Source organism: Granulosicoccus antarcticus IMCC3135 (genome assembly GCF_002215215.1).
GTDB classification, from domain to species: domain Bacteria; phylum Pseudomonadota; class Gammaproteobacteria; order Granulosicoccales; family Granulosicoccaceae; genus Granulosicoccus; species Granulosicoccus antarcticus.
The window spans coordinates 2216769-2241082 of record NZ_CP018632.1 but is presented as its reverse complement, the minus strand read 5'-3'; the positions used below and the strand labels follow the sequence as shown (position 1 = coordinate 2241082).

The window sequence follows — 24314 nt, the reverse complement described above, 5'->3', positions numbered from 1 at the left end:
AGGAGAAACGTCTCATGACCAAAGAACGTCCATGGCGCCGCGTCGGACGCATTGAGCCTGACCCACGCAATATCAGCCCTGTCAGCGGTGCGCAGGTGCCTCTGGGTGATCCGCTGTGGCTATTGGGTCGCCAGTGGTGGGTGGGCGAGATGGACTTTTTTGACGGTGGGACACCCTTGCAAGCCGATGTCCAAGTCGGTGCAGAACCGTTGTCATCGGTGCGCGCACTCGGTTTGGCCTCCCCTGACTTGATTCCGTCTGCCGCACTCTCTACTTGGGCCAATTTCCACTGGCGTGATCGGTTGCGTCTGGGTCACAGCCTGCTCGCCCATGCTGAACGTCACGCAAAAGCGGACACTCTTGCGCAGGCGCTGTTGCATCAGGTCACCTTGCAAGACAATCATCCGATACTGAACCGCATGGAGGAAAACAGGCGTATCGACGGGCTCGCTGTAATTAATCTTTGGTCGAGCGATGATCTGGATTTGCCAGCCGATCTGCTAGATCTTGTGCGTGAATGGGCCGTTTTACAGATGGATTCTAATGACAGTTTTGATCACGATCACCGTCGCCATGCAACAACGTTAACGGGTAAGAATGGTGCCAATTTGCAGGCTGAGGCAGCGACGGGGCCCCAACTGCGCTGGTTTGATTTCACCGGTTCTGCAGGAGATGCGCCCCTGACGGTGTTCAAGAAGCCGCTTTCACGTCTCTCTGTTCCGGGTGCTCAACCTGACAGGTGGTGGCGTTTCGAAGATACGCAACTAGACTGGACCGCCGTACCTGCCGGCCCTTCAGATTTGGGCCAGCTATTGATCGCTGCGTCCTTCGCCGAGCAGGGGCAGCTCATGTGGCGCTGTGATATCGAAACGCCAACCAATACACTAGTGACGATAGGCACCGTTCGGGTGACCGATACATTCGGACGCATTACAACTGTCGAGAATGGCCAAAGCGATGCGTTGCGCGGTTGGTGTGATAACAATGGTGCGATGCCATTACTTGCTACTGCACCATTGATGCAGGGTGCGCCGTTTGAACAGGCGATTTTCCGCACCGATCCTACAGACAATCTTGCGTGGCTGGAGGAAACCACCGTCCGCGACAGCGCAGGTCGCGGGACGGAGTGGCGGCCACGTCCCAAATTTGACGAATCCGACGAGCCCGTACTGGCTATTCGAAAAGCGCCGCCGGAAAACTTTTTGCCCTTCGCGGTGGACGGTGACGCTTTGCAGCATCTGCCGCTTCAAGAAGGTCGGCAACCCGGCGAGGGCCATACATACTTTGCCAAAGCTCGCTTCACTTTGCGCTCCTCTCAAATCGGAGCGCGCGGTTTTGCTTACGCGCTTTGCCCAATGCTTGGCCGCGCACCGTCGGGGCGTCGGCTGGCATGGTTGGTGGCATACGCAAGACCGGCACCGCGTCCGGGCTCGTCGAGCGGACTCGCACATGACGTCATCATGCGACCCGCCCTCTAAATTACGCGCAATCGGAATATACAGGTTTATGAGGAGCTGTACATAGCGAACTACAAATAATGACGTGAATTCGGTCATTTGAATAGTCTTGATCTTGTCAGAAACTTTCACTATTCTGCTCTATCACTAAGGACTTGCTGATACCCATTGCACATCTGTTGACCACGATTGCCAAACTTCTGGGGCCTGGCGGCGCACTAGCCATTATTGCCGACAGCCTGCTGATGAAACAGCAGCTCCTGATCATCAAACGCCATCGCAAGCGTGCACCGAGACTTACGCCACTGGATCGATTCCTGCTGGGATTCTGGTCGCTTGTCCTCATTCACCGCAGAATTCAACAAGCGACAGTGATCATCAGGCCGTCCACTTTGTTGAAACTTCATAAATTTCTCAAACAGCGCAAATATTGACTGCTTTAAGCGTCTGCTAGAAAAACCAAACCTGGCCCGAAAGGCCCCTCAAATGAAATCATAGATACAGTTGTTGAGTTGAAACGACGCAATCCACAGTTTGGATTTCCGCGAATCGCACAGTAAATAGTAGTGGACCCGAGTCATTGGACAGTTCAAGGATAACCTGAGCGCTCTCTTCCATTATTCTGGAGTGAGAGTCAGATGAGAAAGACAGGAAGATTGCACAAACCTGAACTCAAAGCCAAGGTTGCTCTAACCGCAATCAAAGGTGAATTGACCATGGCGGAAATGGTCAAAAAATTCGATGTTCAAACCCCTCAGGTTACCCAATGGAAGAAACAGTTGTTGGCCAGTGCCGGGGATACTTTTTGACAAGGGAGACAAGGTCGCCGAAGACAACTAGAAAACCGTACTCGAATTATGTGCCTAGGTCGGAGAACTGACCATGGAGGTGAATTTTTAGCAAGAGGGCTCGAACGGGTTCACGGGCCCAGAGGAAGAAGTTAGTGAGTAAAGAGGAATTGCTCTCCTTCACACGCCAGTGCGAATTGCTAGGCCTGTCTTGATCGACGTATTACTGTCAATGCCAATTGAAATATCTCCAATTGTGCCTGATTGGAATTCACCAATAAAGCGAAACACTACTTAGACGACTCTGGAGGCTCTGATAGTTCTTCAGCCTGCTTTATTCAGTGTGTTCAATCTTCGACCCAGAACCTTATCTGTAGATGGAATAGACCGCAATCAGATTTACCTGTACAAACTGTGATATGAACAAATCAATGAAACTATAGATTTAACGTATAGTTTATTGCGTATGATAAAAAATGACTTTATTTACACCACGTGCCATGTTTTTCTCCTAAGTTTGAATAGCCGCCCTGTCCGTTTGGCGGTGGGCGAATTGTACCGTAGCGATGCCTGTGGAATTGTATCTTTTCCGGTTTTGACTGGTCTTGCTTACAGCGATATCTGGGGGTAACCTTACCTGAGGAAAAAGCCTTGTGACCATAAACTCACATTCAGGTTCTATTGCTAAGTCCCGAGCCGATCTGATCACTCGCTTGCAAGAGTACAGGAAGCATTAGACAGTCTCCGCACCAGCGCTGCCAGTTTGGCCATAACATCTAATGACTCGTATACTTCCCGCTTACTCTCGCTGCTAACGTCAGTAATAAAGTAGGCGGAGGTGTTGATTTCGCTTTATTCGTCGAAATCACTCAATCCCCTTTGTTGCGTCCATACAGAAAACTAAACCACATTTAATGAACCCTACGATGAATGACGAAATCAACTACAAAAACAACCCACTAAATAGTGTTGGCTTGAAACATATGCTGACTGAGCTGATAGACCATTATGGCTTTGATATTCTCTTGGCCTATTTGAATATCAATTGCTTCAGAAACAATCCAAGCCTTGCATCCAGCGTGAAGTTTTTGAAAAAAACAGACTGGGCGCGAGAAAAAGTAGAAGGGTTTTATTTATATTCTTTTAAAAATCTGCCCAAGGCCTCATACCAGCAGTCTCAACTACCGCCTAGAGATCGCATTATTCCAGATGATCAAACTGTGAGCGAGCCAGCTGAGCTAAGCCTGGAAGGTGCAGAACGGTTGAGCAAAGAGCGTGAAATCAGAGCAGCTGAATTTGATTCGAATTCTGGCCCAAGAAATAGCAAGAATAGTAATGCTGATAAAATCAGTCTGCGCTCCAGCAGTCAAGACAACAAAGAAGCTGCCAGAGATAGCCGCAATTCGCCTGCATCACCAAGACGATTGCCTAGCACGACTGAAAACCCATGGGGGATTCCAAAAAAGTAGCCAATCTGGTTGACACTTGCACTGGACAAATTGAGCGCACGCATTGCCTCGCGTGCTCCAAGCTATCGAATCCCTCGTGAGGGGAATCGGGTCGATATTTTGTCGTGCGAAATAGAGCTTCTGGCAACGCATAATCATTACTGACTCGCGGCCAGCTTTACGAAGGTTCGATACCTAATCCCACTGTGTTAAATTTATAGTCTATATAAAACCATGTGTCAAAACTTAATTGAGGCGATCATGGTTTCTGTGGATAAATTGAACGAGTACTTGAAATACCTCTGCGAAGGGCTGGGTCATGCCACTCGACATCCGCACCTGATCAACTATTGCTCAGCATTGATGCTGACGCTTGATCGAAAGAGCGTTGAGCCCATGGCGGCAGCCGTGGATCCGTACAACGTGCGATCACAGCATCAAGGGCTACATCACTTCGTTGCCGATTCCAATTGGTCTGATCGAAAAATACTGAATAAGTGCTGGTCATGGGTGGTGGCAAGAATGGGCGCGGGTGAAGCCCTGTACTGGATCGTGGACGATACGGGTATCCCAAAGAAGGGTAAACACTCTGCCGGAGTGGCTCGCCAATACTGCGGGCAATTGGGTAAAAAGGCCAACTGTCAGGTGGCAGTGAGCTTATCCATCGCCACACAAAAGGCGAGTTTGCCAGTGGATTATCGACTCTACCTGCCAGAGCTGTGGTGTGAGGATAGCGAACGTCGGGACACAGTAGGCATACCCGAGGAGATAGAGTTTGCGACCAAGCCCGAGATCGCCTTGCAGCAAATACAAGCGGCCCTTGAGCGTGATGTGACACCCGGCGTGGTGCTTGCCGATGCTGCCTATGGCAACAACACGGCGTTTCGCGAAGGGCTTGATGCATTGGGTTTGAAGTATATGGTGGGCGTCAATCCCAGTACCAGCATCTGGGCACCTGGTGTAAAACCCTTGCCACCGAAGTCCAAGGAACCAGGCACTCGAGGCAGGACGCCAACCCGACATCGCTTTGCCGAAGGTCACGAACCACAAAGCTGTGAAGAGGTGGCATTGGCGGTAAGCGAGCAGGATTGGCAATTCGTGGAATGGCGTGAGGGGACCAATGAGACGTTGAGCTCCTGGTTTATCGCGTTACGCGTGCGAGCAGCCCACAGGGATCATCTGACAAGCACCCTCAGAGCCACACAATGGCTCTTGGTGGAATGGCCAGAGGGTGAGGAGGCACCGACCAAGTACTCGCTAGGCACGCTTCCAGCATCCACGCCAATCAAGGAACTGGTCTATAACATCAAGATGCGTTATCAAGTTGAGAGAGACTATCAGGAGCTCAAGGACGAGCTGGGTTTGAATCACTATGAAGGACGTAACTGGCGTGGTTTTCATCACCATGCCAGCTTGTGCATAGCGGCCTACGCATTTTTGGTTGCCGAGCGTTTGACGCACCCGGGAGAGGAAAAAAAAAGTACCCAACCACGCAAAGAATCTGCCCTACCCGACGATTACATCCCACGCGGTTCCCCAGCGAGCACAACGTCATGTCGATGATTCGATCAGCACACTGCGTTGGTATATTGCGCAAGCCATTGCAGCAACATTGGTTCGCTGTCCCTGCTGTGCAAATCGACCGGCACCATCGTAAAATAATTTAACACAGTGGGACTAAGGGATCGTGAAACAATTAACTATCATTTTCAGTCGTCCCTGCATCCTGCCCTGCTGCGTTGTTCGGCGGTTGAATAGCCAGCTATTCGCCCTTCTCACGCCTTGCCGGACAGGCGCAGGACCAACTGAAAATTGATACTTAATTATTTCACAATCCCTAACCATTCCGTCTCTGCCCTGAGTGTCGACGACTTCTGTATGGCACCATTGTCGGCAAGAAAACACTTGAATGTTAATGTGTAACCTTTGCTCAGTACGCCTCGTCAGCAACAACACGGCCAACGGCCGTGCATTGAATCAAGGCAAGGAGATTAAATTGAAGTAAGGTTCAGCCTCGAAGTTCAAACCTGAAAGGCAGTAATGATGATAAAGACAAGGATGTGGGTATTACTTATCGCGGCGATTTTAACGGGTTGCGGCGGCTCAGGTGGTGATACACCCGAACCACAAAATGATGACCCAGACGTATTGGCGAGGAACGATATCCGGGATGTCGATGAACTTGCTGTTTACCGCACAGACAGTCCATACGCCTCACTGATCAAGGAATGTGCACTGGTCGAAACTGCTGATGAGGCGTGTACGCTGGAAGCACTGCCGTTCATTGCTCAGGCAACGCCTGATTTTACGAAGGAGGACATCATGAACCGCCTCCTGGTCACTCACGACTGGATGGGGGAGCGTTTTGAAACATTGCTGGAGGATGCCCCCGATAGCATGATTCCGCTTTTTGGGTCACTGACTTCAATAGTTATTGGCAGTACCGTGCGGCCATCTCACTACTGGGCCGGCACCGGCGGAATTCAGTTGGACCCGGCGACGCTCTGGTTGAGTCTGGAAGAAAAGGCGAATGTCTCCATAGCCGACGACTATCGCAGCGAATTTGACAAGGATCTGCAGTTCTGGGAATTTGTTTCCATGCGCATAGGGGATGCTCCCGCCATTCAATTTTTCGATCTGAGCGATAGAGAAGAGCGCACTCTCAAAGACATAGAGATACCGGTTTACAGGCTCCTGTATCACGAGCTATCGCATGCGGTTGATTACCTGCCAACTGAAAGCATCGCTACACTTGATAGCAGTCTTGTGCCAGCAAGGGCGCTCGACAATAACAGTCAGCTCTTCCTGTCGCCTCGGCTTAATCTGGATTTGCCATTGTATTCTCAGACGCTTTACGACTTGGGGCAGGTTAGTTTCCAAGGCGAGATAGCCACGGAAGAGCAGCAAGGTTTCACACCTACTTTCGTTGGCTCTGAGATGGCGAATGATGGGGCTGCTGAGTTCTACGGATATAACACTCTGCGCGAAGATTTTGCGACTTTATTTACAGCAGGCATGATGAAACGTGAATTCAATATCGACTATTATTCAGCGTTTGTTAACAAACCCGTGGACGAATCGCAATATCGTTGCGACGAATTGCTTGTCGGATGGGGTGTGAAGAATCGACTGGCAGATACTTTGGTTGCGGCGCGTGCACGCTGGGTAGCGGAAAGTATCTATGGACCAAATACATTGATAGACGGTTTCTTTGCCAACGAACTGGGGGAGGCTGTTCCCATGACCGTTGGACTTGACTGGTGTAGCAACCGAGATGGCGTTACGACGATTGCTGCCTTGAAAAATTCAGGCGCTGAATCGCTTGAACTAAACGCCGCGACCCGACGTCAACTAGAAGGCGAACGGCGCCGTCATACCCACTGATACCCTGCTTAGGGCTGGAGACGAAACAAGATCTCAGCAGCGTGGGAACCCCATGCTGCCGAGGTCGTCTCTGCTCTGGATATAGAGCGTGTCAGTGCAATCCTGCTGGTGGAAATTGCCCGTTCCGACCACGAGACAGACTATCCGAGCGTGCAGCGATAGGACTGGCTTTTGGCCAGACGGGAAACCTATTTCCGGATGATTTGAACAGTATGGTGGATGACGCCTCTGCCAAGCACCGTCAGCCCACTCAATCAAACAACTAGCCCCCCGATCAATAACTGGGCGGCCCACCCCCACAATATTGAATGCAGGTCGCACGGGTTCGATGCAGCCAATGATTTCGTCGGCGGTAACTGGAATCCAGGTTGGATAGGAAAAATCGGCGTTGAACTCCCTGATGCAGTTTCACTGATTCTTGCGCCATACGCCCCTGATGATATGGTTCCGAGCATTGAAGATCTGCGCCAGAAAATGACAGCTGATGACATTGAAGTATCTGTTGAATTTGATGGTGAAGAGTTACCAGCCATGTTCCAAAAGGTGTCGCGTTATAAGCGCTTCCACTTATTGACGGACAACTTGCAGCTCAACGAATAGGATAATGCTACGCATCCAGCCTATCGTGTTCGCCTCCTATATCATCAACGAATATTCCCGTCGACCAGCCAAACGGAAACATCATGTCTGACAATAAAATCTGGGTAGATGCCGACGCCTGCCCGCGCGTGGTCAAGGACATTCTATTTCGGGCCGCGAAGCGGCTGGAATTGACGGTCACACTGGTCGCAAATCAGCCAATACCGGCGCCAAAATCTCTGTTCATTAAAACTGTCCAGGTCGGTAGTGGATTCGATGTGGCCGACAACTACATCGTGCAACACGCTAATTCAGGTGATCTTGTCATCACAGCGGACATTCCACTGGCCGCAGAACTGGTGGAAAAAGGCTGTGCGGTGATCAACCCCAGGGGAGAGTTGTACACAGCCGACAACATTCGAGAACGTTTGAACATGCGCGACTTCATGGACACTTTGCGCGGCAGTGGCGTTGAAACTGGTGGACCACCCGCCCTCAACCAGACAGATCGGCGTAATTTTGCCAATCAACTTGATCGTCTTTTAATAAGGCTGGTCGCGGCAAACCGCACTTAGTGATTGCAGACAGTTTGACTTGGCTAGAGCAGGTAATCGTTACCTGAATACCGGCTTCATTTCAAACTTGAATATGACTGATTCAAATCGCATCCACCGCATGCCTAGCCTGCTAATGTTCAGATCACCTCGTAATACATAAGGGGTCGTGAAATAATTACTTATACATTTCAGCCGCCCCTGCATCCTGCCCTTCTGCGTTGTTTGTCGGTTGAATAGCAGGCTATTCGCCCTCCTCACGCCTTGCCGGGCAGGCGCAGGACCAACCGAAATGTCTAGGTAATTATTTCACGACCCCTAAGTCATCCCCTCTCAGGGTTGGCACCTGCATAACGCAGCCCGTCAGCGAAGCTCATTATTTTCTCGAGGCCACGCCACAACGTTTTGCACCAGACTCTCCGTCACTCTTGCGCCCGTTAAAGCCTTCCGCCATGGCAACTAACCGAACGACTCCGTTTATCGTCGGCACTGTATCTTTCGGCACTTGCTTTCGATTCATGGCATAGATCGCTCGTATTTCCTCGGCTTCAAATATCAGTGACGCCTTCATGTCAGGACACTGACGACCCATTTACTCCGAGCGGTTGCAGGGCGTTGGGTCGGGAATCGCCTGGGACGACAAGATCGAAGAGCTATAAAGCGAAGTCCAAAATCACTGCTGACCCGGCACGGCGTGATAAAGCGGATAGACTCGGAAGCCGCCTCTCGCCGCTACGCCTACGAGCTTACCGAGAAAGGCTTGGCCTGGAAACCCGTTCTACTGACGTATGCAGACTGGATTCATGAACACCAGTGCGGTTTCAACGGGCGGATCATAAACTGACTGCCTTTGTTGAAACCGCGCTGACCACTTACCCCAGTACGGTCTTTACCGCACGCACAGTCGCTGCAACAACCTTATCTGCTTCCTGTTCACTCAGACAGAACGGCGGAGCAAAGCCGATGATATCGCCCTGTGGCATGGCCCGGGCAATCACCTTGTCCTGTGACAACAAGGCCGCGCTCACCTGTGGACCTATCTTGTCCGCCGCATCGTAGAAGGTCCGGCTATCACGATCCTTGACGAATTCAACGGCGCACAGCATGCCCTCACCGCGAATATCACCCACCTGCGGATGATCCGCCAGCGCCGATTTCATGGACTGATTCAGGTAAGCACCCACGCTACCGGCGTTGGCAATCAGGTTCAGATCATCAATCAGTTTCAGATTGGCCACACCGGCTGCGGCACAGATCGGGTGAGCCGAATAAGTCCAGCCATGACCGATGGGGCCGTTTTCATCGGTACCCTGCTCCAGGACTTTCCAGACCTTGTCAGAAACGATGGAACCCGATAACGGCGCATAGGCGGATGTCAGGCCCTTTGCGATCGTAATGATATCAGCTTCGAAGCCGTAGTGTTCGCTGCCGAACATGGTGCCGAGTCGACCAAAACCTGTCACCACTTCATCAGCAATCAGAAGGATATCGTGTTTTTTCAGAACCGCCTGAATGGCAGCCCAATAACCCTCGGGTGGGGGGACAATGCCGCCAGTGCCCAATACCGGCTCGCCGATGAAGGCGGCGATGTTGTCTGCCCCTTCCCGCTCGATCAAGGATTCCAGCTCTGCTACGCAATGAGCTACAAATTCTGATTCACTCTGATCAAGGTTTTCACGACGAAAGTAGTACGGAGCTTCCGTATGAATGACCTGCTCAACTGGCAAGTCAAATTTCTTGTGGAACAATTCCAGACCGGTCAGGGAACCGGTTACCAGACCCGAGCCGTGATATCCACGCCATCGACTGATGATCTTTTTCTTGGTAGGACGTCCGAGTATGTTGTTGTAATACCAGATCAGCTTGACGTTGGTTTCATTGGCATCAGACCCACCCAGCCCGAAATACACCTTGGACATATTCGCAGGAGCTCTGTCCAGAATCATTTTGGCCAGTGTGATGGAGGCTTCGGTGCCGTGACCAACATACGAATGATAGTAGGCCAGTTCGCCTGCCTGCTGGGCAATGGCATCAGTAATTTCCTTTCGACCGTAGCCTGCATTGACACAATACAAGCCTGCGAAGGCATCGAGCAGGCGATTGCCATCCCGATCCTCGATGTAGACACCCGATGCAGTCTTGATAACTTTGGTGGGGGTTTCCCCGCGAGCGTGCTGCGCCAGATGTGTGGATGGGTGAAAGAAATTGTCTCGGTCCCATTCGGCGAGAAAATCGTTTGTGCTCATGTCATGTCCTGAATAATGCCGAAATTTCAGCATGTTGAAAATCAATGATAGGTTTACTGCTATTTTCTGATTGATAAATCGGGCTATTCAATATACCCAGCCGGAAATATCAGGTTCTGCAATCTTTTCTGATGCGAGCCTGTGACAAGGCTGTCAATCCACTTCTACTGCCACAACTGCAATACAGTCCCCCGACTGAATCAGACCCGGGAAATGCCTGCTGATCAGCAGACCGCTTCGGTTGGCGTGATACTCCGTAGGGGCTACTCCGGTGCGATCCAGTGGCCAGACTCTTGCCACCACATCCCCTTTTTTCACTCTCTGCCCCATATCGACCATGGGCTCGTGCATGCCATCCCGATCACAGAACGTGAAACAGTCGCCGTCCGGCATGTCCAGATTGACCGTTGCAGCGACTTCCATCTCACCTTTGATGATACCGGCATGAATCAGGAAATTGCGTGCGCCTTTCTTGGCAATGGCGTTGGATCTGGCCGAGGAGCTGCCACCACCGCCTAGTTCGGTCGATACAAACACCTTACCCATTTCCTCGGCGGCAGTGTCATACATGCCTACATTGTCTATTTCCAGCAGTTGTACGGAAAAAGGCGCGTTGAAGGCTTTCATGGCCTCGAAACACGCGTTCTCGTTGCGTTTATCATCTTGAATGTGAGCGGCAGCAAACGGTACGAAATCCAGCGTCTTGCCGCCCGAATGAAAATCCAGAACGAACTCGGCCAGTGGCAACAGACACTGTTGCACATAATCCGCGATCTTTTGTGTCGCTGTACCACCTGGCCGCCCCGGAAACGATCGGTTCATGTTGCCTTTGTCAATCGGTGATGTACGCGTACCAGCACGAAAGGCCGGATAGTTCAGTGCAGGCAGGATGATGATGCGCCCGGAAACTTGCGCAGGCTCGAGCGTCAATGCCAGATCCTGCAGCGCCACCGGACCTTCGTATTCATCCCCATGATTGCCACCAGTAAGCAGTGCGGTCGGACCCTCGCCATTCTGTATGACCGTTATGGGCATCATAATGGCCCCCCAGGCACTATCATCCCGGCTGTAAGGCAGTTTCAGAAATCCGTGGTGCTTGCCATCCTGATCCAGGGCGATGGTCGGACTTATCGGGTTTGTAGTCATGATCAGTCTTTCACAAACATCTTGCGTGGAACATCGGAAAGACATTCAGGCCCATTGGATCCGATGCGGATACTCTCGGTTATTTCGAACCCCCAGTCCTCCATCCATAACCCCGTCATGAAATGGAACGTCATGTTTTCCTGGAGCACAGTCTTGTCTCCAGGACGCAAAGACATGGTTCGCTCCCCCCAGTCAGGCGGATACGAAAGCCCGATGGGGTAACCGGTGCGATTGTCTTTTTCTATGCCATGCTTCTTGAGCACACTGAAGAATGCCAGCGCTATGTCTTCACAAGCATTGCCGACACGTGCCTTCTCAAGACCGGCTTCCATGCCTTCCAGCACCGCCTTTTCAGCATCGAGAAATGTGCTGGTAGGTTTGCCCAGAAACACGGTTCGAGACAGTGGGCAATGGTATCGATGCACCACGCCTGCGATTTCGAAGAACGTGCCCTGCCCGGTTTGCATGGGCAAGTCGTCCCAGGTCAGATGAGGTGCGCTGGCATCCGTCCCCGATGGTAGCAGGGGAACGATGGCCGGATAGTCCCCGCCATACCCCGCCTTTTCATCGAAGCGCAGTGCCGCATCATAAATATCAGCTACCAGATCACACTTGCGAATACCCGGTTCGATCTTGTCGAAAATTCTCTGATGCATCTTCTCTACGATCTTGCCAGCCTGACGCATATAGCCAATCTCCGCGTCCGACTTGATGGCACGCTGCCAATTGACCAGTGCTGTCGCATCCAGCAACTGCGCGTTGGGCAGATGCTTGCTCAAGGAAGCAAATGCGGCTGCCGTAAACCAGTAGTTATCCATCTCCACGCCAATGCGCCCCTTGGCCAGACCCTTGTCAGTCAGCCGGGCTGACAGGTAGTCCATGGGATGCCGCTCTGTCGATTGTACGTAGTGATCCGGGTAGCCAATGATATTGGCAGGGTCCATGAAACAGGTGCGTAACGCGCCATTGGCATCCTGGCCACGACCAAACCAGACAGGATCGCCATCCATGCCAAGCACAACGCCCTGATGCACATAGAAGGACCAACCGTCATAGCCGGTCAGCCAGTTCATGTTCGAAGGATCTGTCACGATCAAAAGATCCAGCTCGCGAGCGACCATCTCTGCACGAGTCTTCGCAATACGGCTCTGATATTCGTTCAGTGTAAAATTGAGTTTGGGTACTACCATCGTTCTTGCCCCGTTAGTCATCAATTATGAATAATCACGCCAGCATCTGTCTTGCTTGCGCGATCCCATGCCAGTGTTGCTATTGCAGTGTCCTGCACGCCTGTTCCCGTCAGATCACAGACTGTAATGTCATGCGGTGATTCTCTACCGGGCTTCAGACCAGCAACGATTTCTCCCAACTCTGCATAGCTTGCAGGTTCAGGGATGCTTCCTGCTGCAAGCGCGGGCCGCAACTCGCCTTGCAGGATGGATTGCTCAAGACGATCACAGACAAACAGCGTTGCTGCCGGAATGACATCGGTTTCAAGCTCCGTTTTGTAGTTTGCATCCGACCCCATGGCAGTGACATGTTGTCCTGGGCGCAGCATGGATGCTGAAATCAGCGGCGTTCTGGAAGGCGTAGTTGAAACCACAATATCGGCTTTTTCCATGACCTCATCGATGCTGCCCGTTGACACCTCGATGCCCAGTCTGGCACGGCAATCATGTGCACAGGCTTCAGCCTTCTCCGGATCGCGCCCCCAGATTAGCGCGCTCTTTATATGACGCACTCGTGTCAACGCTTCCAGCTGCAACCGGGCCTGGGCACCACTGCCCAGAATGCCTGCCACGGTACTGTCTGCCCGTGACAGCTGTCTGGCCGCAACGGCGCCGGCAGCGGCCGTTCGTACATCTGTCAGATAACCGTTGTCCAGCAGGATCGCGTTGACGAGACCTGTACGCGCATCGAACAACACCATCAGCCCGTTCAAGCTGGGCAGACCCAGCTTGGGGTTGTCGAAGAAACCGGGGCTCATCTTGATGGCAAAGCTGTCTATGCCGGGCACATAAGCGGTCTTGACGTCCACTTCACCATTGTGCTCTGGCACATGAAAACTCAGGATCGGTGGCATGACCACTTCCCGGGTGGCTAACAGCCGGAAGGCCTCTTCGATGCAATTCACTGCGTCATCGTCAAATGGGAGGGCGGTGCGCAGTTGTTGTTCTGTCAGTATTTTCATATCAGGCATGAAGGCTCCCTGCGTCTGTGGATTGCGCAGACACATCCACATCCTCACCATCGATCAGGCGCTTGTGCAACTGCATGTCTATGTTCTGTCCGCTCAACAACAGCACACAGCGCCCGGGGTTGATGATCTTGCCTGCCAGCAATGCCGCTATGCCAATGCAACCGGAGCCTTCAAGTATCTGGCGTTCCTGCCAATAGGCATGGCGAATGCCCTCGGCAATCTGCGCTTCAGAAACCAGAACAATCTCATCAACAAGATCACGCGTCATGTTGAATGTGTACTCATTGTGCAGCCCGATCCCTCCACCCAACGAGTCAGCCAGAGTAGGCAGCTCTTCAACAGCGATGGGCTTGCCGGCACGCTGACATTCGTACATGGCCGCACCGCGCTCCATGGACACGCCGACAACCCGGATGGCAGGATTGATGCTTTTCATGACCATGGCCACGCCCGCTATCAAACCACCGCCCGATAGCGGTACAACCACCGTGTCCAGATCAGGCGCCTGCCGCAGCATCTCCAGCGCAACTGTACTCTGACCCGCGATGATGTCACGGTGATCAAACGGCGGCAGCATGGTCATGCCCTCGCTGACCAGTTGATCCACAATGATCTGGGCATCATCCTGAGAGCGACCCGAGATTCGAACGTCTGCCCCCAGAGCCTTGATCGCCTCTACTTTGTTCTGCGGCACAAGCTCCGACATGCAGATCACACAGCGGACATTGGCCTGTGCCGCTGCATACGCAAGAGCACGACCATGATTGCCGGTAGAGACGCCTACAACTCCGGCCTGCTTCTGCGAGTCCGTGAGTGACAGGACGGCATTGCTTGCACCTCGCAATTTGAAACTACCCGTTATTTGCGTATGTTCAAGCTTGAGCCGGACGTCGGCACCCAGCAGCTTACTCAATGTGTCGGATTGAACCACCGGAGTTTCCCGAACATAGCTGGCAATGCGGCGCTGAGCAGAAAAACTGTCCTGAGTAGATATAGGATTTTTCATGACAGAGAGGAACTTGTATTGTTGGTGGACGTGCGTGATTTCATGACGCCCCCCTCGGAGAGATCGTGGGAAAACAGACGGCCATATCCGGTCGGTCGATGAGACAGACCTGCCAGACGCATCATCACCCAGGCACTCGCCTGATTGGATGTCACCACCGGTTTTCCGGTGCGCGCTTCAATTTCACTGATCGTGGACAAGGCTGGCAAGCCCGTGCAGGATATGAAAATTGCCTCATTATCAGGACCATCCAGGCGGCAGGCTGCCTCCACGATGCTGTGGTGATCAACCCGCGCCATCTCACGATCATCTTCCAGTCCCAGGCATTCGAAGTCGGATATCCCGAATTTGTTACGAGAAAAATAGTCAGCCATGGATTGGCTCGTTTCGATCAGATAGGGGGTAAGAATCGCCACCTTGCTGACATTCAGTGCACGCAGGGCTTTCACTGCGGCGCCCGCGGGTGTCACCACCGGAACCCCGGGGCGAGATCGCTGGATAGCCTCGGTCACGGCATCATCACCGATCACAACCGAGGCAGCGGTACAGCTAAAACAGATGGCCGCAAGCGGCTCTTCCGGCAACAGGAGTTCAGCGGCGGCGGCCAGTCTTGGTTCCATGAGACGCAGGTTCTCTGGCGTGGTCGGATTTTCAAACGCGACCCTGGTCGTATATACCGAAGCCGTGTCGTGCGGAAACAGACGCGCGTAGTCGCGCTCACTGGTCAGATCCGTAGCGAGCACGATCAGACCCATTCGAGTCCAGGCATCTTGACTCACAAAACCGACAGGCTGATGAGACAAGGCAATGGGTATCAGGGTATGCATGGTTAATCTCAATGAGACATGAAAACGCGAATTGGAAACCTGCCAGGAAAGCCCTCTCAGGCCCGTCTGTTAAACAATCAGGACAGGTCTAGTCGATGTATTGGTCACCTTGTGTGAAACACTACCCAACATGTATCGCTCGGAAGCACTGATACCGCGACTGCCCAAAACGATAAGCTGGGCGTCATGGTCTTCACAAAACTTCACGATGGTACGGGCGGGCCCCCCACCCATGTAAAATGAGCGGACCTTCTCCACGCCCTGCGCCTGTGCGAACTCTTTGCATTGCCGGGCTACCTCCCGTGCGTATTCCTGCAAGGCTGAATGAGTAGAGCCGGTCAGCTCTGTGTTGACATACGACACAGACGCCTCCCACATGGTGTGCTCAAGATAGACCGACAGCAGCAACAACTCGGAATCGTGGATTTTCTGCAAGCCAATGGCCAGCTTGAGCGCCTCCAGCCCGCCTTCGGAACCATCCACGCCAACCACTATTCGTTCAAACATGTTCGTATCCCCTATTTGTCGAAAGCAATATCGCGCAAGAACAACGCTATCTGCGGAAAGTAGATCATCAGTATCGACACGCTCAGCAGTATGAAGATGAACGGTGGCGTACCTTTGATGACCTTGACATAGGGTTGTTTGAATACTGCAACTGCGGTAAATATGTCGCAGCCGAACGGTGGTGTAGCGGAACCAATTGCCGCCTGTAGTGTAATCAAGGTACCCACCAATATTGGATCCAGCCCCGTGCTCTTGATGACTGGTGCGAAGATAGGTACCAGAATCAGGATGACGACAATGGGATCGACGAACATGCAACCGATGAAAAACGAGGCTGAAATGACGAACAGCACTCCGGTAGCGCTCATCTCGGTGATCCCGATTGCGCCCAGAAGCTGCTGGGGGATCTGTGCGAACGAGAGAATCCAGGCAAACGCCGCACCGGCGCCGACAAGAATGAAAACCACTGCGGTTACCATACCGGTTGATTTTGCGATGGAATAGAAATCACGGATGGTGATTGATCGGAATATGACGGCTTCCAGGAACAGCGCGTACAGAACACTGACGGCAGCCGCTTCAGTCGGACTGAACAATCCGCCGAATATTCCACCAATGATGATGAGTGGGAAACCGAGTGGCCAGAGTGCACGCTTGACCGCAGTAGCACGCTCGCGCCAACTGGCTGCAGGCTCGGTCGGAACACCGTTCATCGTCGCGTAGATCATGCTGTAGATGGAGAAAAGAACCAGAATGAGCAGCCCGGGCCCGATGCCAGCAACAAACAGCTCGGGAATCGATGACTTTGACACCACGCCATAGATGATCATGCCAATGCTGGGAGGAATCAGGAAGGCGATATCACTGGAGTTCACGATCAGTGCAAGAACAAAGGAATCCTTGTAGCCACCTTTGAGCATGCGAGGCCGTAACGGTCCTCCAACGGCAACCACAGTGGCCTGCGTGGAACCCGAGACTGCGCCAAACAATGCACAGGCTGCAGAAGTACTCACCGCCAGACCGCCTTTGATATGGCGCACAAAAACCATGACCATGTCGATGAGCCTGTCTGCAGAGTGACCACGAGTCATGATGTCAGCTGCCAGCATGAACATTGGCACCGCTATCAGCGATGCAGGCCGGATACCGCCAAGCATCTGCTGGATCATGAATTCGGCTTTGCTGATATCGCCAAACATGACCATGACCCCAACCAATGCTCCCGCTATCAGTGGGATCATCATTGGAAAGCCCAATAACAACAGGACTACCATCACCAGAAACATTGTAAGTGCCATGATTAAACCTCCATTTCCTGTGCCTCATGCTCTTTAAGGTCAGTGGACAGATAGATGTCCTTTTCCCGAATATTCTTGACAGTGGTCAACGCATATTGAACACCGGTGACGAATAGTCCGATAGGCACCCACAGATAGATGATGTAAACAGGCACTCCCAGTGCTGGCATGATCCGCCCCTTGGAATAGACGTCGAATACGTATCGAACCGAGAACCAGGCCAGAAACAGCATGAAAAATGCGGTGACGCCAACGATCACTGTCATCAGCCACTTTCTGGCCTTGTCCGGCAATTGATCGTAGATGGCAGACATTCTGATATGCCGCCCGTGTCTGGCGGCATAGCCGATACCCGCGAACGTCACCAGCAGAATGAACGTACTGTTCAGCTCTTCGGCAAAGATGATGGAGTGATTGAACAGGAATCGGGCTATTACATTGGCAATGGTATTCACTGCCATCAGAATGATACCAACGGCCATGATGATTTCTTCCAATCTGGCAATCACCCTGTCGATAGCATCCAGAAATCGGCCAGCTGGCGAACTGGTACTGCCCTGATCGTCTTTATTACTCATGGAAGCATTCCTGTTGGAGGACAAAAAGCCCATCACTGCCGATGGGCTTTCATTGGCTACATGGCAGCAGCAATATCAGCTTTCATCTGTTCGATGATTGCCGCACCGCGATCACCGGCTCTGTCGATAAACGCCTCTTCTACAGCGACAGCACGTTCCTTGAAGACTGCACGTTCTTCCTCAGACAATTCGATAATCGTGTATTCAGGATTGGACTCCCGGATCTTGGACAGACCGATTTCGTCCATCTTCACGGCTTCGTCGAGGATATAGTCGTGCGCAGCACTAGTTGCATCCTGAATCAGCTGCTTGTCTTCATCACTCAGCTCGTCATAAAAATCCGAATTGGCCATAACCGCCGTGGTGTACTGAGCATGCCCGGTATAGGTCATGACTTTGGTCAGCTCATCCAGCCCATAGGCCTCGATCCAGATAGCAGGATTTTCCTGCCCATCCACCATATTGGTTTTCAGCGCACCAATCAGTTCTCCCCAGGGCAATGCAATGGGAGACGCACCGAAAGCCTTGTATGTCTCCAGCAGCAGCGGTGACGACATGGTGCGGATTTTCACGCCATCCAAATCTGCAGGCGTACGAAACTCCTTCATGGTTGTCACCACCTGCTGGCCTTCAGGGAAGATCGACAGGAGTTCAAGACCATGTTCGCGATAGATCTCGTGGAACATTTCCTTGACCGCCTTGCCTTCCTTGAAAAACGTTCGTACCGCTTGCGGATCAGTCGGCTGCAGATAAGGCACCAGAAACGCTTCTGCCTCGGGAATCAGGGCACCCGTGAAACCGGGAGACTGATCGATGAACTGAACCAGGCCGGCCTGAGCCTGCTCCATGGCATCAGCGGATTCACCCAGAGTCCCGACAGGGTAGATCTCGATGGTGTGTTCCGAATTCTCTTCAATCTCTTCCTTGAACTTTGTCGCGTACAGGCCTTGAGGATCTGTCAAACCCTCTTCCATGACGTACCGCCACTCATCGGCCTGCACCGGTGAGGAAAAGATGAATACGCCTGCCAACCCCGTTGATATTGCTCCGTAGAGAGCGGATTTCTGCAGTTTCATGAATAGATCCTCCAATGAGTGGACGTCGAATTTCAAATATTTCTCAGTTGCTACCCGAGAATTGCCACTTCATTTTACTCAGCTAACATGCAACAATTCGGCGCTAAAACTTGTGCAAACGACTATATTCTGCAACATGGAATCCGAAACCAACGAAAACAGTATTGATGATATAGATCGTCAACTACTAAGCATTGTTCAGAAAAATGCGCTCATCAGCACCGAGAACATGGCCATGCAAGTCGGTTTGACAGCGACCTCAGCAAAGCGACGTTTGAACAAGCTCAGGCGCAATGGCACGATAAGCAAGGATGTTTCAATCGTTGATCCGAAGAAGCTGGGTTATGAGATCTTTACGTTGGTGTCGGTTAATCTGGAGCGCGACCAGCAAGACATCATGCAAAGCTTCAGGATGGAGATCAAGAACAACCCGAGGATCATGCAGGGGTTCTATACCACGGGGGATGCCGACTTCATCTTGCTCGTGGCTTCCAAGACACTGAGCGACTACGAAGCATTCACTCAGACCTATTTCTGGAACAACCACAACATAAAGAGCTTCAAGACCATGGTGGTTATGGACTGCGTGAAAATCGGGTTCGAATTGCCGATGATCTAGGAGATGATCAATAGCGACGAGACTTGTCCACCACTTCCGGCATGACTGCATGATCAAGGTAGTTGACAATATTATCGGCGATGATCCGGCTTGCCGATTCAATCGTGGTCTGTGCAGATATATGCGGTAGCAGCGTAATTCGCGGATGGCTCCAAAGTGCTGAACTGGCACTGACGGGCTCTTGTTCGAAGACATCCAGCACAGCGTGCGCAAACTGCTTGTCATTCAAGGCTGCAACCAGATCCTCTTCAACGATCGTTGCTCCACGACCAAAATTGATCAGGCAAGCACTCGCCTTCATCTTCTTGAACAGTTTTCTGTCCAGAAGAGCTTGCGTGTCTGGAGTCAAAGGTAGCAGGTTGACAATGATATCCGATTGTTCGAACAGCTCCTCAAGTCCCTGCCTGCCCGTATGGCATTGAACTCCATCCAATGATTTCAGGGAACGACTCCAGCCAGATGTCATGAAGGAATTCTGCTGCAGACGCTGTGCGCTGGCCCCGCCAAGCTCTCCTAGTCCCAGCACAGTGACATGCCGCTCACCAGCAGCCACATAGGGCTTTTGTTGCCACAACGAAGCCGCCTGCTGTCTACGATAGAGGGGCATGTCACGATGCAGATACAAGACCCAGGCCAGCACGGCTTCTGACATGGTCTGCGTCAGACAAGGGTCAACCAGGCGCACGATATCCACCGGCACGTCCGCCAACTCGGCGACCATTCGTTCCACACCAGCCCAGAGAGAGTGCACCCAGATCAATGCTGGCATTTGCACTAACTGATGCGGGTCGGGATTCGCCACGATGGCAATCCTGCACTGTGATCGTTCCTGCTCACCCAGTTCGTCGAACAGCCGGATATCGTAGCGAGGCAATAGCCTCTGCAGCGTTGCCAGCCACTCGCTTGCTTCTTCTGCATGCATCTGATGGACGAGCGGGATCAAGGTGGTCACAGGATTATCTCTGAGGAGCTATGGCTTGGCTGACTGGCACATAAGATGTCATGCCCCTCTGTTCTGGTCAAGCCAGTCAAGCATCACAGCGGACGTTTGAGCGCTCCGGGCGGCCTTCACTTCGGAATGCACCAGATAGGAGAAGTAGCTGTCCATCTTCAATTGCGCAGCCAGCATCTCATCCATGATGGCCTGATAGGCTTCTATACCAGGAGAGACAATCTGCAGCATGTAATCGACGTTACCGCCAATGGACCAACATCCGATGATTTCGCGCTTGGCCTGGCTGTATTGCTCGAACCTTGTCTCGGTTGGCAACTGCTGGTCTTCAAGGTTAACCATGACGAAAAACGTGACCGATTCCAGCAGTTTTTCCATGCATACCATGGCCGAGTAACCGGAGATCACGCCAGACTCTTCAAGACGCTTCACACGCTGCCAGCAGGGAGATGGCGACAGATTGATACGCTTCGCCAACTCCGTATTGGACAGACGACCTTCCGCAGCCAGGACGGACAGAATCTGAATATCGCAACCATCCAGCTTCAACATGTCAGATGTCTACGCCTTTTCGCTGGATTGACTGCCGTTCACTCAACATTGTCGTACAGCATCTGCAAGTCCACGCTCTCTGCCTTGACACTTTTGGTTATGACATGTGCACTGCAGGTATTGACGTTACTGTTTTTTTCCAGAAACTCGGACATGAATCTCTTGTAGTCCTCCATACGTCGGACTACGACTTCAACGATATAGTCATACCCTCCGCCTATGGATACGCATCTGATCACGTTGGAGGATTGCCGGATATCATTTTCGAAGATCGTGAAATCACTGGTTTTATGTGACTTGAGAGTCACGAGCAACATGAAGGATATCGTGCCCGGCATCCGCTCAAGAGCGACCTCACTGCGGTACTTTCGAATGACTCCGCCTGCTTCAAGCTTGCGAACCCGCTCCCAACAGGCTGCAGCCGAAAGGTTAACCCTCTCTGCCAACGCAACGTTTGAAATACGCGCATCATTTTGAAGAATGGAAAGAATCTGGACATCTCGACGATCTATCTTGTAACTCATAGCTGCTTTTTGCCGCTCCCCGATATTCGCCATACAGCAAGCCGCTTACCATCCCAAGCCTGTTTGCTCCATTCTATGCGAACCACATGCGGTGCCAGAACATGCGCAACCCCTGCCAACGAAAATACCACAAACATGCACAGCAGCAGACACTCGTAAGTAGGTACAGTTTATTCCTGCGCCAACGGTGCATTCCGATTGCACGCTCAGCTGCCAAATTGCCTGAACCTTAGATTCTTCGGTACAGGCACAGGAATACAAGAGAATCATCTGAGACCGGCAAGGCAATCCAAAGCATACCCGTGGCCGTTATTTGTACTCTAGTGGCTGTTAGCAGAACTTGGAATTGCGAGGGGCGTATGAAGCTGAGTCAGGTATTGGACAATCCGGCATTGTTTAGATCACAAGCCTACATCAACGGGCTATGGTGTGATTCCAGCGATGGAAAAGTACTGGATGTCACTGATCCGGGTAACGGGGAATCCATTGGGGAAATGGCCAGTGTCGGTGTCATTGAATCCATGGCGTCTGTCAACGCTGCGCAGGCTGCATTTGCGCAATGGTCCCGAGCCTTGCCGCAGACACGTGGCGACATCCTGCGCCGCTGGCATGACCTGCTACTTGCAAACAAGGAAGACCTGGCTCGCATCATGGTTCTGGAACAGGGCAAACCCATTTCCGAAGCACGCGGGGAAATCGACTATGCCTGCAGTTTCATTGATTTCTATGCCGAGGAGGCAAAGCGCGCCAACATTGAGAGTGTGACTTCGCATTTGCCTAACGCGGAAGTGGAGTTGTGGCGTGAACCTGTTGGCGTCGCTGCGCTCATAACCCCCTGGAATTTTCCCTGTGCAATGATCACCCGCAAGGCGGCCGCCGCACTGGCTGCCGGATGCACTGTGGTGATCCACCCTTCAGCCGAGACTCCTTTCTCCGCCACGGCACTGGCGGCTCTGGCAGAGCAATCCGGCTTTCCGGCGGGAGTGTTCAATGTAGTTCCGGGTGAGGCACCGGTCATCGTGGGTGAGTGGGTGAAAGACTGTCGTGTTCGCGCCTTGTCTTTCACAGGTTCTACCGAGGTAGGTCGCCTGCTGTATCGACAGTCCAGCGATACTGTCAAACACCTGATACTGGAGCTTGGCGGTCTTGCCCCCTTCATCGTCTTTGCGGACTGCGACATCGACGTTGCAGTCGATGAGGCGGTGAAAGCCAAGTTCGCCACCTCGGGGCAGGATTGCCTGGGTGCAAACCGTATTCTGGTTGAACGAGCCGTTTACCAGGAGTTTTGCGAAAAATTCGTGAAACGGGCCGAGACTCTGACGTTGGGCTATGGTCTGGATGATCCGGATCTGGGCCCGTTGATGAACGCGCGGGCTGTCAGCAAGCAGGACGAACAGGTGCAAGATGCCGTGACTCGCGGTGCACAGCTGGCTACCGGTGGCAAGCTGAAGGAAGAAGGCACCCTGCTCTATCTGCCAACGGTTCTGATCGACGTGCCACGCGACGCCAGAATCATGCATGAGGAGACCTTCGGCCCCGTTGCTGCTATCGCGCCGTTTGACAACGAACAGGAAGTGGAAGAGATTGCCAATGCCACCGAGTATGGTCTGGTGGCCTACCTGCATACACAGTCACCCAGCCGTATCTACCGACTGAGCCGCTCACTTCAATACGGAATGGTTGCCGTCAATCGCACCAAAATCACCGGTGCACCTATCCCGTTTGGCGGCATGAAGCAATCCGGGCTAGGCCGTGAGGGCGGCAGGAGCGGCATGGAGAGTTTCATGAATATCAAGTATATCTGCCGAGACTGGTCCTGAGGTATTTCACAACGGCATAGCGCTCCCTATCACTGGGAGCGCCAGACACCATGCCCGGCCGTGTAAGTACCATCAACGCATCCTTACATGACTTGATATTGAGGAGTCGAATAGCCTGCACCAGGCAATTTATTCATCGCACTCAGGCTAATTCACCTTCATGGGATGGCGAGGATTCACAGGCAATGCGTTGCAACACTCTACAAGACGGTGCTGGCAGCACCCATCTTCCCGAATACGCGAAACAACCAGGCGGCTGCTATGCCCCAGACACCGTTGATGATGAAAACAGTGAGTAGCAGAGCTGGAGCAAAGCCACCCCCTAGCGGGCCACCTTTCATGGGAACGACAATGAAAAGCGCAACCACAGAGGTGACGATGCCACCAAACAGAAATGCGCTGAGCCAGTAGCGTGTGCCTTGACCAAAATGCTGATGCAACATGATCATGATAATGCCCCAGATTCCACCCCAGAACGACAGAGAAAGAACGGCTGGAATTCCAAGCGGCGCAGTCGCTGAAAAGTTCCAGGCACCAAACGGAGAGAGGCCGATAGCGGCGAGTATAGCAACGGCCAGTTGATGAAAAACAAAGGTTGCAATGAATCCGGCAAGGAATCCTGTTAGAAGTTTTCTGGCTGTCATATTAGGTATATATCCGAGTAACGTTCAGAGGGTCTGAACACCTTTTGATAGCCGACGAGTGTATGCCTATCCTCAATAATGGCCTGTTGCTTTGTGAAATTTCCACACT

The 24314-nt window shown here is 52.3% G+C and carries 25 protein-coding genes and 1 pseudogene; 10 read left to right on the top strand and 16 right to left on the bottom strand.

Annotated elements, in window-relative coordinates; all coding sequences use genetic code 11:
* The first annotated feature begins 14 nt into the window (after positions 1-14).
* Positions 15-1478: a hypothetical protein gene (locus IMCC3135_RS09785; protein ID WP_088917440.1), complete on the top strand. Its 1464-nt coding sequence runs from the start codon at positions 15-17 to the stop codon at positions 1476-1478.
* Positions 1479-1675: 197 nt separating this feature from the next.
* Here IMCC3135_RS09785 and IMCC3135_RS34000 read toward each other — a convergent pair whose 3' ends face one another.
* Positions 1676-1864 carry a hypothetical protein gene (locus tag IMCC3135_RS34000; RefSeq protein WP_157735888.1) on the bottom strand — a complete coding sequence of 63 codons (189 nt, stop codon included), beginning with the start codon at positions 1862-1864 and terminating at the stop codon, positions 1676-1678.
* Positions 1865-2095: 231 nt separating this feature from the next.
* Between IMCC3135_RS34000 and IMCC3135_RS33995 the strand changes: the two genes are divergently transcribed.
* The 6 genes and pseudogenes from IMCC3135_RS33995 to IMCC3135_RS09755 all read left to right on the top strand — a co-directional run bounded on the left by IMCC3135_RS33995 (position 2096) and on the right by IMCC3135_RS09755 (position 8231).
* Entirely contained in the window at positions 2096-2266 is a 171-nt protein-coding gene (locus tag IMCC3135_RS33995) for a hypothetical protein (RefSeq protein WP_157735887.1), read from the top strand.
* A 905-nt stretch (positions 2267-3171) separates the two neighbouring features.
* Positions 3172-3714, top strand: a complete 543-nt coding sequence (locus IMCC3135_RS09775) for a VF530 family protein (RefSeq protein WP_088917438.1) — start codon at positions 3172-3174, stop codon at positions 3712-3714.
* Between the two features lie 240 nt (positions 3715-3954).
* Positions 3955-5355, top strand: a pseudogene (locus IMCC3135_RS09770) (IS701 family transposase).
* Positions 5356-5733: 378 nt separating this feature from the next.
* Positions 5734-7077, top strand: coding sequence for a hypothetical protein (locus IMCC3135_RS09765; protein ID WP_157735886.1), 1344 nt, complete (start codon positions 5734-5736; stop codon positions 7075-7077).
* 219 nt (positions 7078-7296) lie between these two features.
* Positions 7297-7677, top strand: coding sequence for a hypothetical protein (locus IMCC3135_RS09760; protein ID WP_088917435.1), 381 nt, complete (start codon positions 7297-7299; stop codon positions 7675-7677).
* 83 nt (positions 7678-7760) lie between these two features.
* Entirely contained in the window at positions 7761-8231 is a 471-nt protein-coding gene (locus IMCC3135_RS09755; protein WP_088917434.1) for a YaiI/YqxD family protein, read from the top strand.
* 355 nt (positions 8232-8586) lie between these two features.
* On the opposite strand, the gene IMCC3135_RS09750 is transcribed toward IMCC3135_RS09755, so the two are convergent.
* Complete coding sequence (locus IMCC3135_RS09750) at positions 8587-8802, bottom strand: IS4 family transposase (RefSeq protein ID WP_088917433.1); 216 nt, start codon at positions 8800-8802, stop codon at positions 8587-8589.
* Between IMCC3135_RS09750 and IMCC3135_RS35455 the strand changes: the two genes are divergently transcribed.
* Entirely contained in the window at positions 8791-9054 is a 264-nt protein-coding gene (locus tag IMCC3135_RS35455; protein WP_418251437.1) for a winged helix-turn-helix transcriptional regulator, read from the top strand. The two genes, IMCC3135_RS09750 and IMCC3135_RS35455, sit on opposite strands and share 12 nt — an antisense overlap.
* A 28-nt stretch (positions 9055-9082) precedes the next feature.
* Here IMCC3135_RS35455 and IMCC3135_RS09745 read toward each other — a convergent pair whose 3' ends face one another.
* The 10 genes from IMCC3135_RS09745 to dctP all read right to left on the bottom strand — a co-directional run bounded on the left by IMCC3135_RS09745 (position 9083) and on the right by dctP (position 19094).
* Positions 9083-10456: an aspartate aminotransferase family protein gene (locus tag IMCC3135_RS09745; protein ID WP_088921778.1), complete on the bottom strand. Its 1374-nt coding sequence runs from the start codon at positions 10454-10456 to the stop codon at positions 9083-9085.
* A gap of 153 nt (positions 10457-10609) precedes the next feature.
* Positions 10610-11602: a N(2)-acetyl-L-2,4-diaminobutanoate deacetylase DoeB gene (doeB, locus tag IMCC3135_RS09740; protein ID WP_088917432.1), complete on the bottom strand. Its 993-nt coding sequence runs from the start codon at positions 11600-11602 to the stop codon at positions 10610-10612.
* 2 nt (positions 11603-11604) lie between these two features.
* Positions 11605-12792, bottom strand: coding sequence for an ectoine hydrolase DoeA (gene doeA, locus IMCC3135_RS09735; RefSeq protein ID WP_088917431.1), 1188 nt, complete (start codon positions 12790-12792; stop codon positions 11605-11607).
* A gap of 20 nt (positions 12793-12812) precedes the next feature.
* A complete protein-coding gene (locus IMCC3135_RS09730; RefSeq protein ID WP_088917430.1) occupies positions 12813-13802 on the bottom strand; it encodes a cyclodeaminase in 990 nt (329 codons plus the stop codon).
* Positions 13795-14808, bottom strand: a complete 1014-nt coding sequence (gene eutB, locus IMCC3135_RS09725; protein ID WP_088917429.1) for a hydroxyectoine utilization dehydratase EutB — start codon at positions 14806-14808, stop codon at positions 13795-13797. The genes IMCC3135_RS09730 and eutB overlap by 8 nt, the downstream gene beginning before the upstream one ends.
* Entirely contained in the window at positions 14805-15635 is an 831-nt protein-coding gene (locus tag IMCC3135_RS09720; RefSeq protein WP_088917428.1) for an aspartate racemase/maleate isomerase family protein, read from the bottom strand. Before IMCC3135_RS09720 ends, eutB begins: the two co-directional genes overlap by 4 nt.
* A 69-nt stretch (positions 15636-15704) precedes the next feature.
* The gene (locus IMCC3135_RS09715; protein WP_088917427.1) at positions 15705-16142 is read right to left on the bottom strand and encodes a universal stress protein; all 438 of its coding nucleotides are present in this window, start codon (positions 16140-16142) and stop codon (positions 15705-15707) included.
* A gap of 11 nt (positions 16143-16153) precedes the next feature.
* A complete protein-coding gene (locus IMCC3135_RS09710; protein WP_088917426.1) occupies positions 16154-17440 on the bottom strand; it encodes a TRAP transporter large permease in 1287 nt (428 codons plus the stop codon).
* Positions 17441-17442: 2 nt separating this feature from the next.
* Positions 17443-18018, bottom strand: a complete 576-nt coding sequence (locus IMCC3135_RS09705) for a TRAP transporter small permease (protein ID WP_088921777.1) — start codon at positions 18016-18018, stop codon at positions 17443-17445.
* A gap of 56 nt (positions 18019-18074) precedes the next feature.
* Positions 18075-19094 (bottom strand): TRAP transporter substrate-binding protein DctP, encoded by a 1020-nt coding sequence (dctP, locus tag IMCC3135_RS09700; RefSeq protein ID WP_088917425.1) that lies wholly within the window; start codon positions 19092-19094, stop codon positions 18075-18077.
* 136 nt (positions 19095-19230) lie between these two features.
* Here dctP and IMCC3135_RS09695 point away from each other — a divergent pair, with 136 nt between their 5' ends.
* Positions 19231-19713, top strand: a complete 483-nt coding sequence (locus tag IMCC3135_RS09695) for an Lrp/AsnC family transcriptional regulator (protein WP_088917424.1) — start codon at positions 19231-19233, stop codon at positions 19711-19713.
* Between the two features lie 7 nt (positions 19714-19720).
* On the opposite strand, the gene IMCC3135_RS09690 is transcribed toward IMCC3135_RS09695, so the two are convergent.
* The 3 genes from IMCC3135_RS09690 to IMCC3135_RS09680 are packed head-to-tail and all read right to left on the bottom strand — an operon-like array spanning position 19721 to position 21741.
* Entirely contained in the window at positions 19721-20665 is a 945-nt protein-coding gene (locus tag IMCC3135_RS09690; protein WP_205737986.1) for a 2-hydroxyacid dehydrogenase, read from the bottom strand.
* Positions 20666-20713: 48 nt separating this feature from the next.
* Entirely contained in the window at positions 20714-21217 is a 504-nt protein-coding gene (locus tag IMCC3135_RS09685) for an Lrp/AsnC family transcriptional regulator (protein ID WP_088917422.1), read from the bottom strand.
* Between the two features lie 38 nt (positions 21218-21255).
* Complete coding sequence (locus IMCC3135_RS09680) at positions 21256-21741, bottom strand: Lrp/AsnC family transcriptional regulator (protein WP_169727434.1); 486 nt, start codon at positions 21739-21741, stop codon at positions 21256-21258.
* Between the two features lie 359 nt (positions 21742-22100).
* On the opposite strand from IMCC3135_RS09680, the gene IMCC3135_RS09675 reads away from it, so the two are divergent.
* Positions 22101-23561, top strand: coding sequence for an NAD-dependent succinate-semialdehyde dehydrogenase (locus IMCC3135_RS09675; protein ID WP_088917420.1), 1461 nt, complete (start codon positions 22101-22103; stop codon positions 23559-23561).
* Positions 23562-23761: 200 nt separating this feature from the next.
* On the opposite strand, the gene IMCC3135_RS09670 is transcribed toward IMCC3135_RS09675, so the two are convergent.
* Positions 23762-24205 carry a hypothetical protein gene (locus IMCC3135_RS09670; RefSeq protein WP_088917419.1) on the bottom strand — a complete coding sequence of 148 codons (444 nt, stop codon included), beginning with the start codon at positions 24203-24205 and terminating at the stop codon, positions 23762-23764.
* Positions 24206-24314: the final 109 nt, after the last annotated feature.

Excerpts from the sequence above, each read along its gene's own strand:
- IMCC3135_RS09715 (WP_088917427.1), bottom strand. The coding sequence starts at position 16,142 with ATGTTTGAACGAATAGTGGTTGGCGTGGATGGTTCCGAAGGCGGGCTG.
- IMCC3135_RS09745 (WP_088921778.1), bottom strand. The coding sequence starts at position 10,456 with ATGAGCACAAACGATTTTCTCGCCGAATGGGACCGAGACAATTTCTTT.
- doeB (WP_088917432.1), bottom strand. The coding sequence starts at position 11,602 with ATGACTACAAACCCGATAAGTCCGACCATCGCCCTGGATCAGGATGGC.
- IMCC3135_RS09710 (WP_088917426.1), bottom strand. The coding sequence starts at position 17,440 with ATGGCACTTACAATGTTTCTGGTGATGGTAGTCCTGTTGTTATTGGGC.
- IMCC3135_RS09675 (WP_088917420.1), top strand. The coding sequence starts at position 22,101 with ATGAAGCTGAGTCAGGTATTGGACAATCCGGCATTGTTTAGATCACAA.
- IMCC3135_RS09685 (WP_088917422.1), bottom strand. The coding sequence starts at position 21,217 with ATGTTGAAGCTGGATGGTTGCGATATTCAGATTCTGTCCGTCCTGGCT.
- IMCC3135_RS33995 (WP_157735887.1), top strand. The coding sequence starts at position 2,096 with ATGAGAAAGACAGGAAGATTGCACAAACCTGAACTCAAAGCCAAGGTT.
- doeA (WP_088917431.1), bottom strand. The coding sequence starts at position 12,792 with ATGGTAGTACCCAAACTCAATTTTACACTGAACGAATATCAGAGCCGT.
- dctP (WP_088917425.1), bottom strand. The coding sequence starts at position 19,094 with ATGAAACTGCAGAAATCCGCTCTCTACGGAGCAATATCAACGGGGTTG.
- IMCC3135_RS09730 (WP_088917430.1), bottom strand. The coding sequence starts at position 13,802 with ATGCCTGATATGAAAATACTGACAGAACAACAACTGCGCACCGCCCTC.
- IMCC3135_RS09695 (WP_088917424.1), top strand. The coding sequence starts at position 19,231 with ATGGAATCCGAAACCAACGAAAACAGTATTGATGATATAGATCGTCAA.
- IMCC3135_RS09720 (WP_088917428.1), bottom strand. The coding sequence starts at position 15,635 with ATGCATACCCTGATACCCATTGCCTTGTCTCATCAGCCTGTCGGTTTT.
- IMCC3135_RS09775 (WP_088917438.1), top strand. The coding sequence starts at position 3,172 with ATGAATGACGAAATCAACTACAAAAACAACCCACTAAATAGTGTTGGC.
- IMCC3135_RS09785 (WP_088917440.1), top strand. The coding sequence starts at position 15 with ATGACCAAAGAACGTCCATGGCGCCGCGTCGGACGCATTGAGCCTGAC.
- IMCC3135_RS09680 (WP_169727434.1), bottom strand. The coding sequence starts at position 21,741 with ATGAGTTACAAGATAGATCGTCGAGATGTCCAGATTCTTTCCATTCTT.
- IMCC3135_RS09670 (WP_088917419.1), bottom strand. The coding sequence starts at position 24,205 with ATGACAGCCAGAAAACTTCTAACAGGATTCCTTGCCGGATTCATTGCA.
- IMCC3135_RS09705 (WP_088921777.1), bottom strand. The coding sequence starts at position 18,018 with ATGAGTAATAAAGACGATCAGGGCAGTACCAGTTCGCCAGCTGGCCGA.
- IMCC3135_RS09760 (WP_088917435.1), top strand. The coding sequence starts at position 7,297 with ATGACGCCTCTGCCAAGCACCGTCAGCCCACTCAATCAAACAACTAGC.
- IMCC3135_RS09750 (WP_088917433.1), bottom strand. The coding sequence starts at position 8,802 with ATGGGTCGTCAGTGTCCTGACATGAAGGCGTCACTGATATTTGAAGCC.
- eutB (WP_088917429.1), bottom strand. The coding sequence starts at position 14,808 with ATGAAAAATCCTATATCTACTCAGGACAGTTTTTCTGCTCAGCGCCGC.
- IMCC3135_RS34000 (WP_157735888.1), bottom strand. The coding sequence starts at position 1,864 with ATGAAGTTTCAACAAAGTGGACGGCCTGATGATCACTGTCGCTTGTTG.
- IMCC3135_RS09765 (WP_157735886.1), top strand. The coding sequence starts at position 5,734 with ATGATGATAAAGACAAGGATGTGGGTATTACTTATCGCGGCGATTTTA.
- IMCC3135_RS09755 (WP_088917434.1), top strand. The coding sequence starts at position 7,761 with ATGTCTGACAATAAAATCTGGGTAGATGCCGACGCCTGCCCGCGCGTG.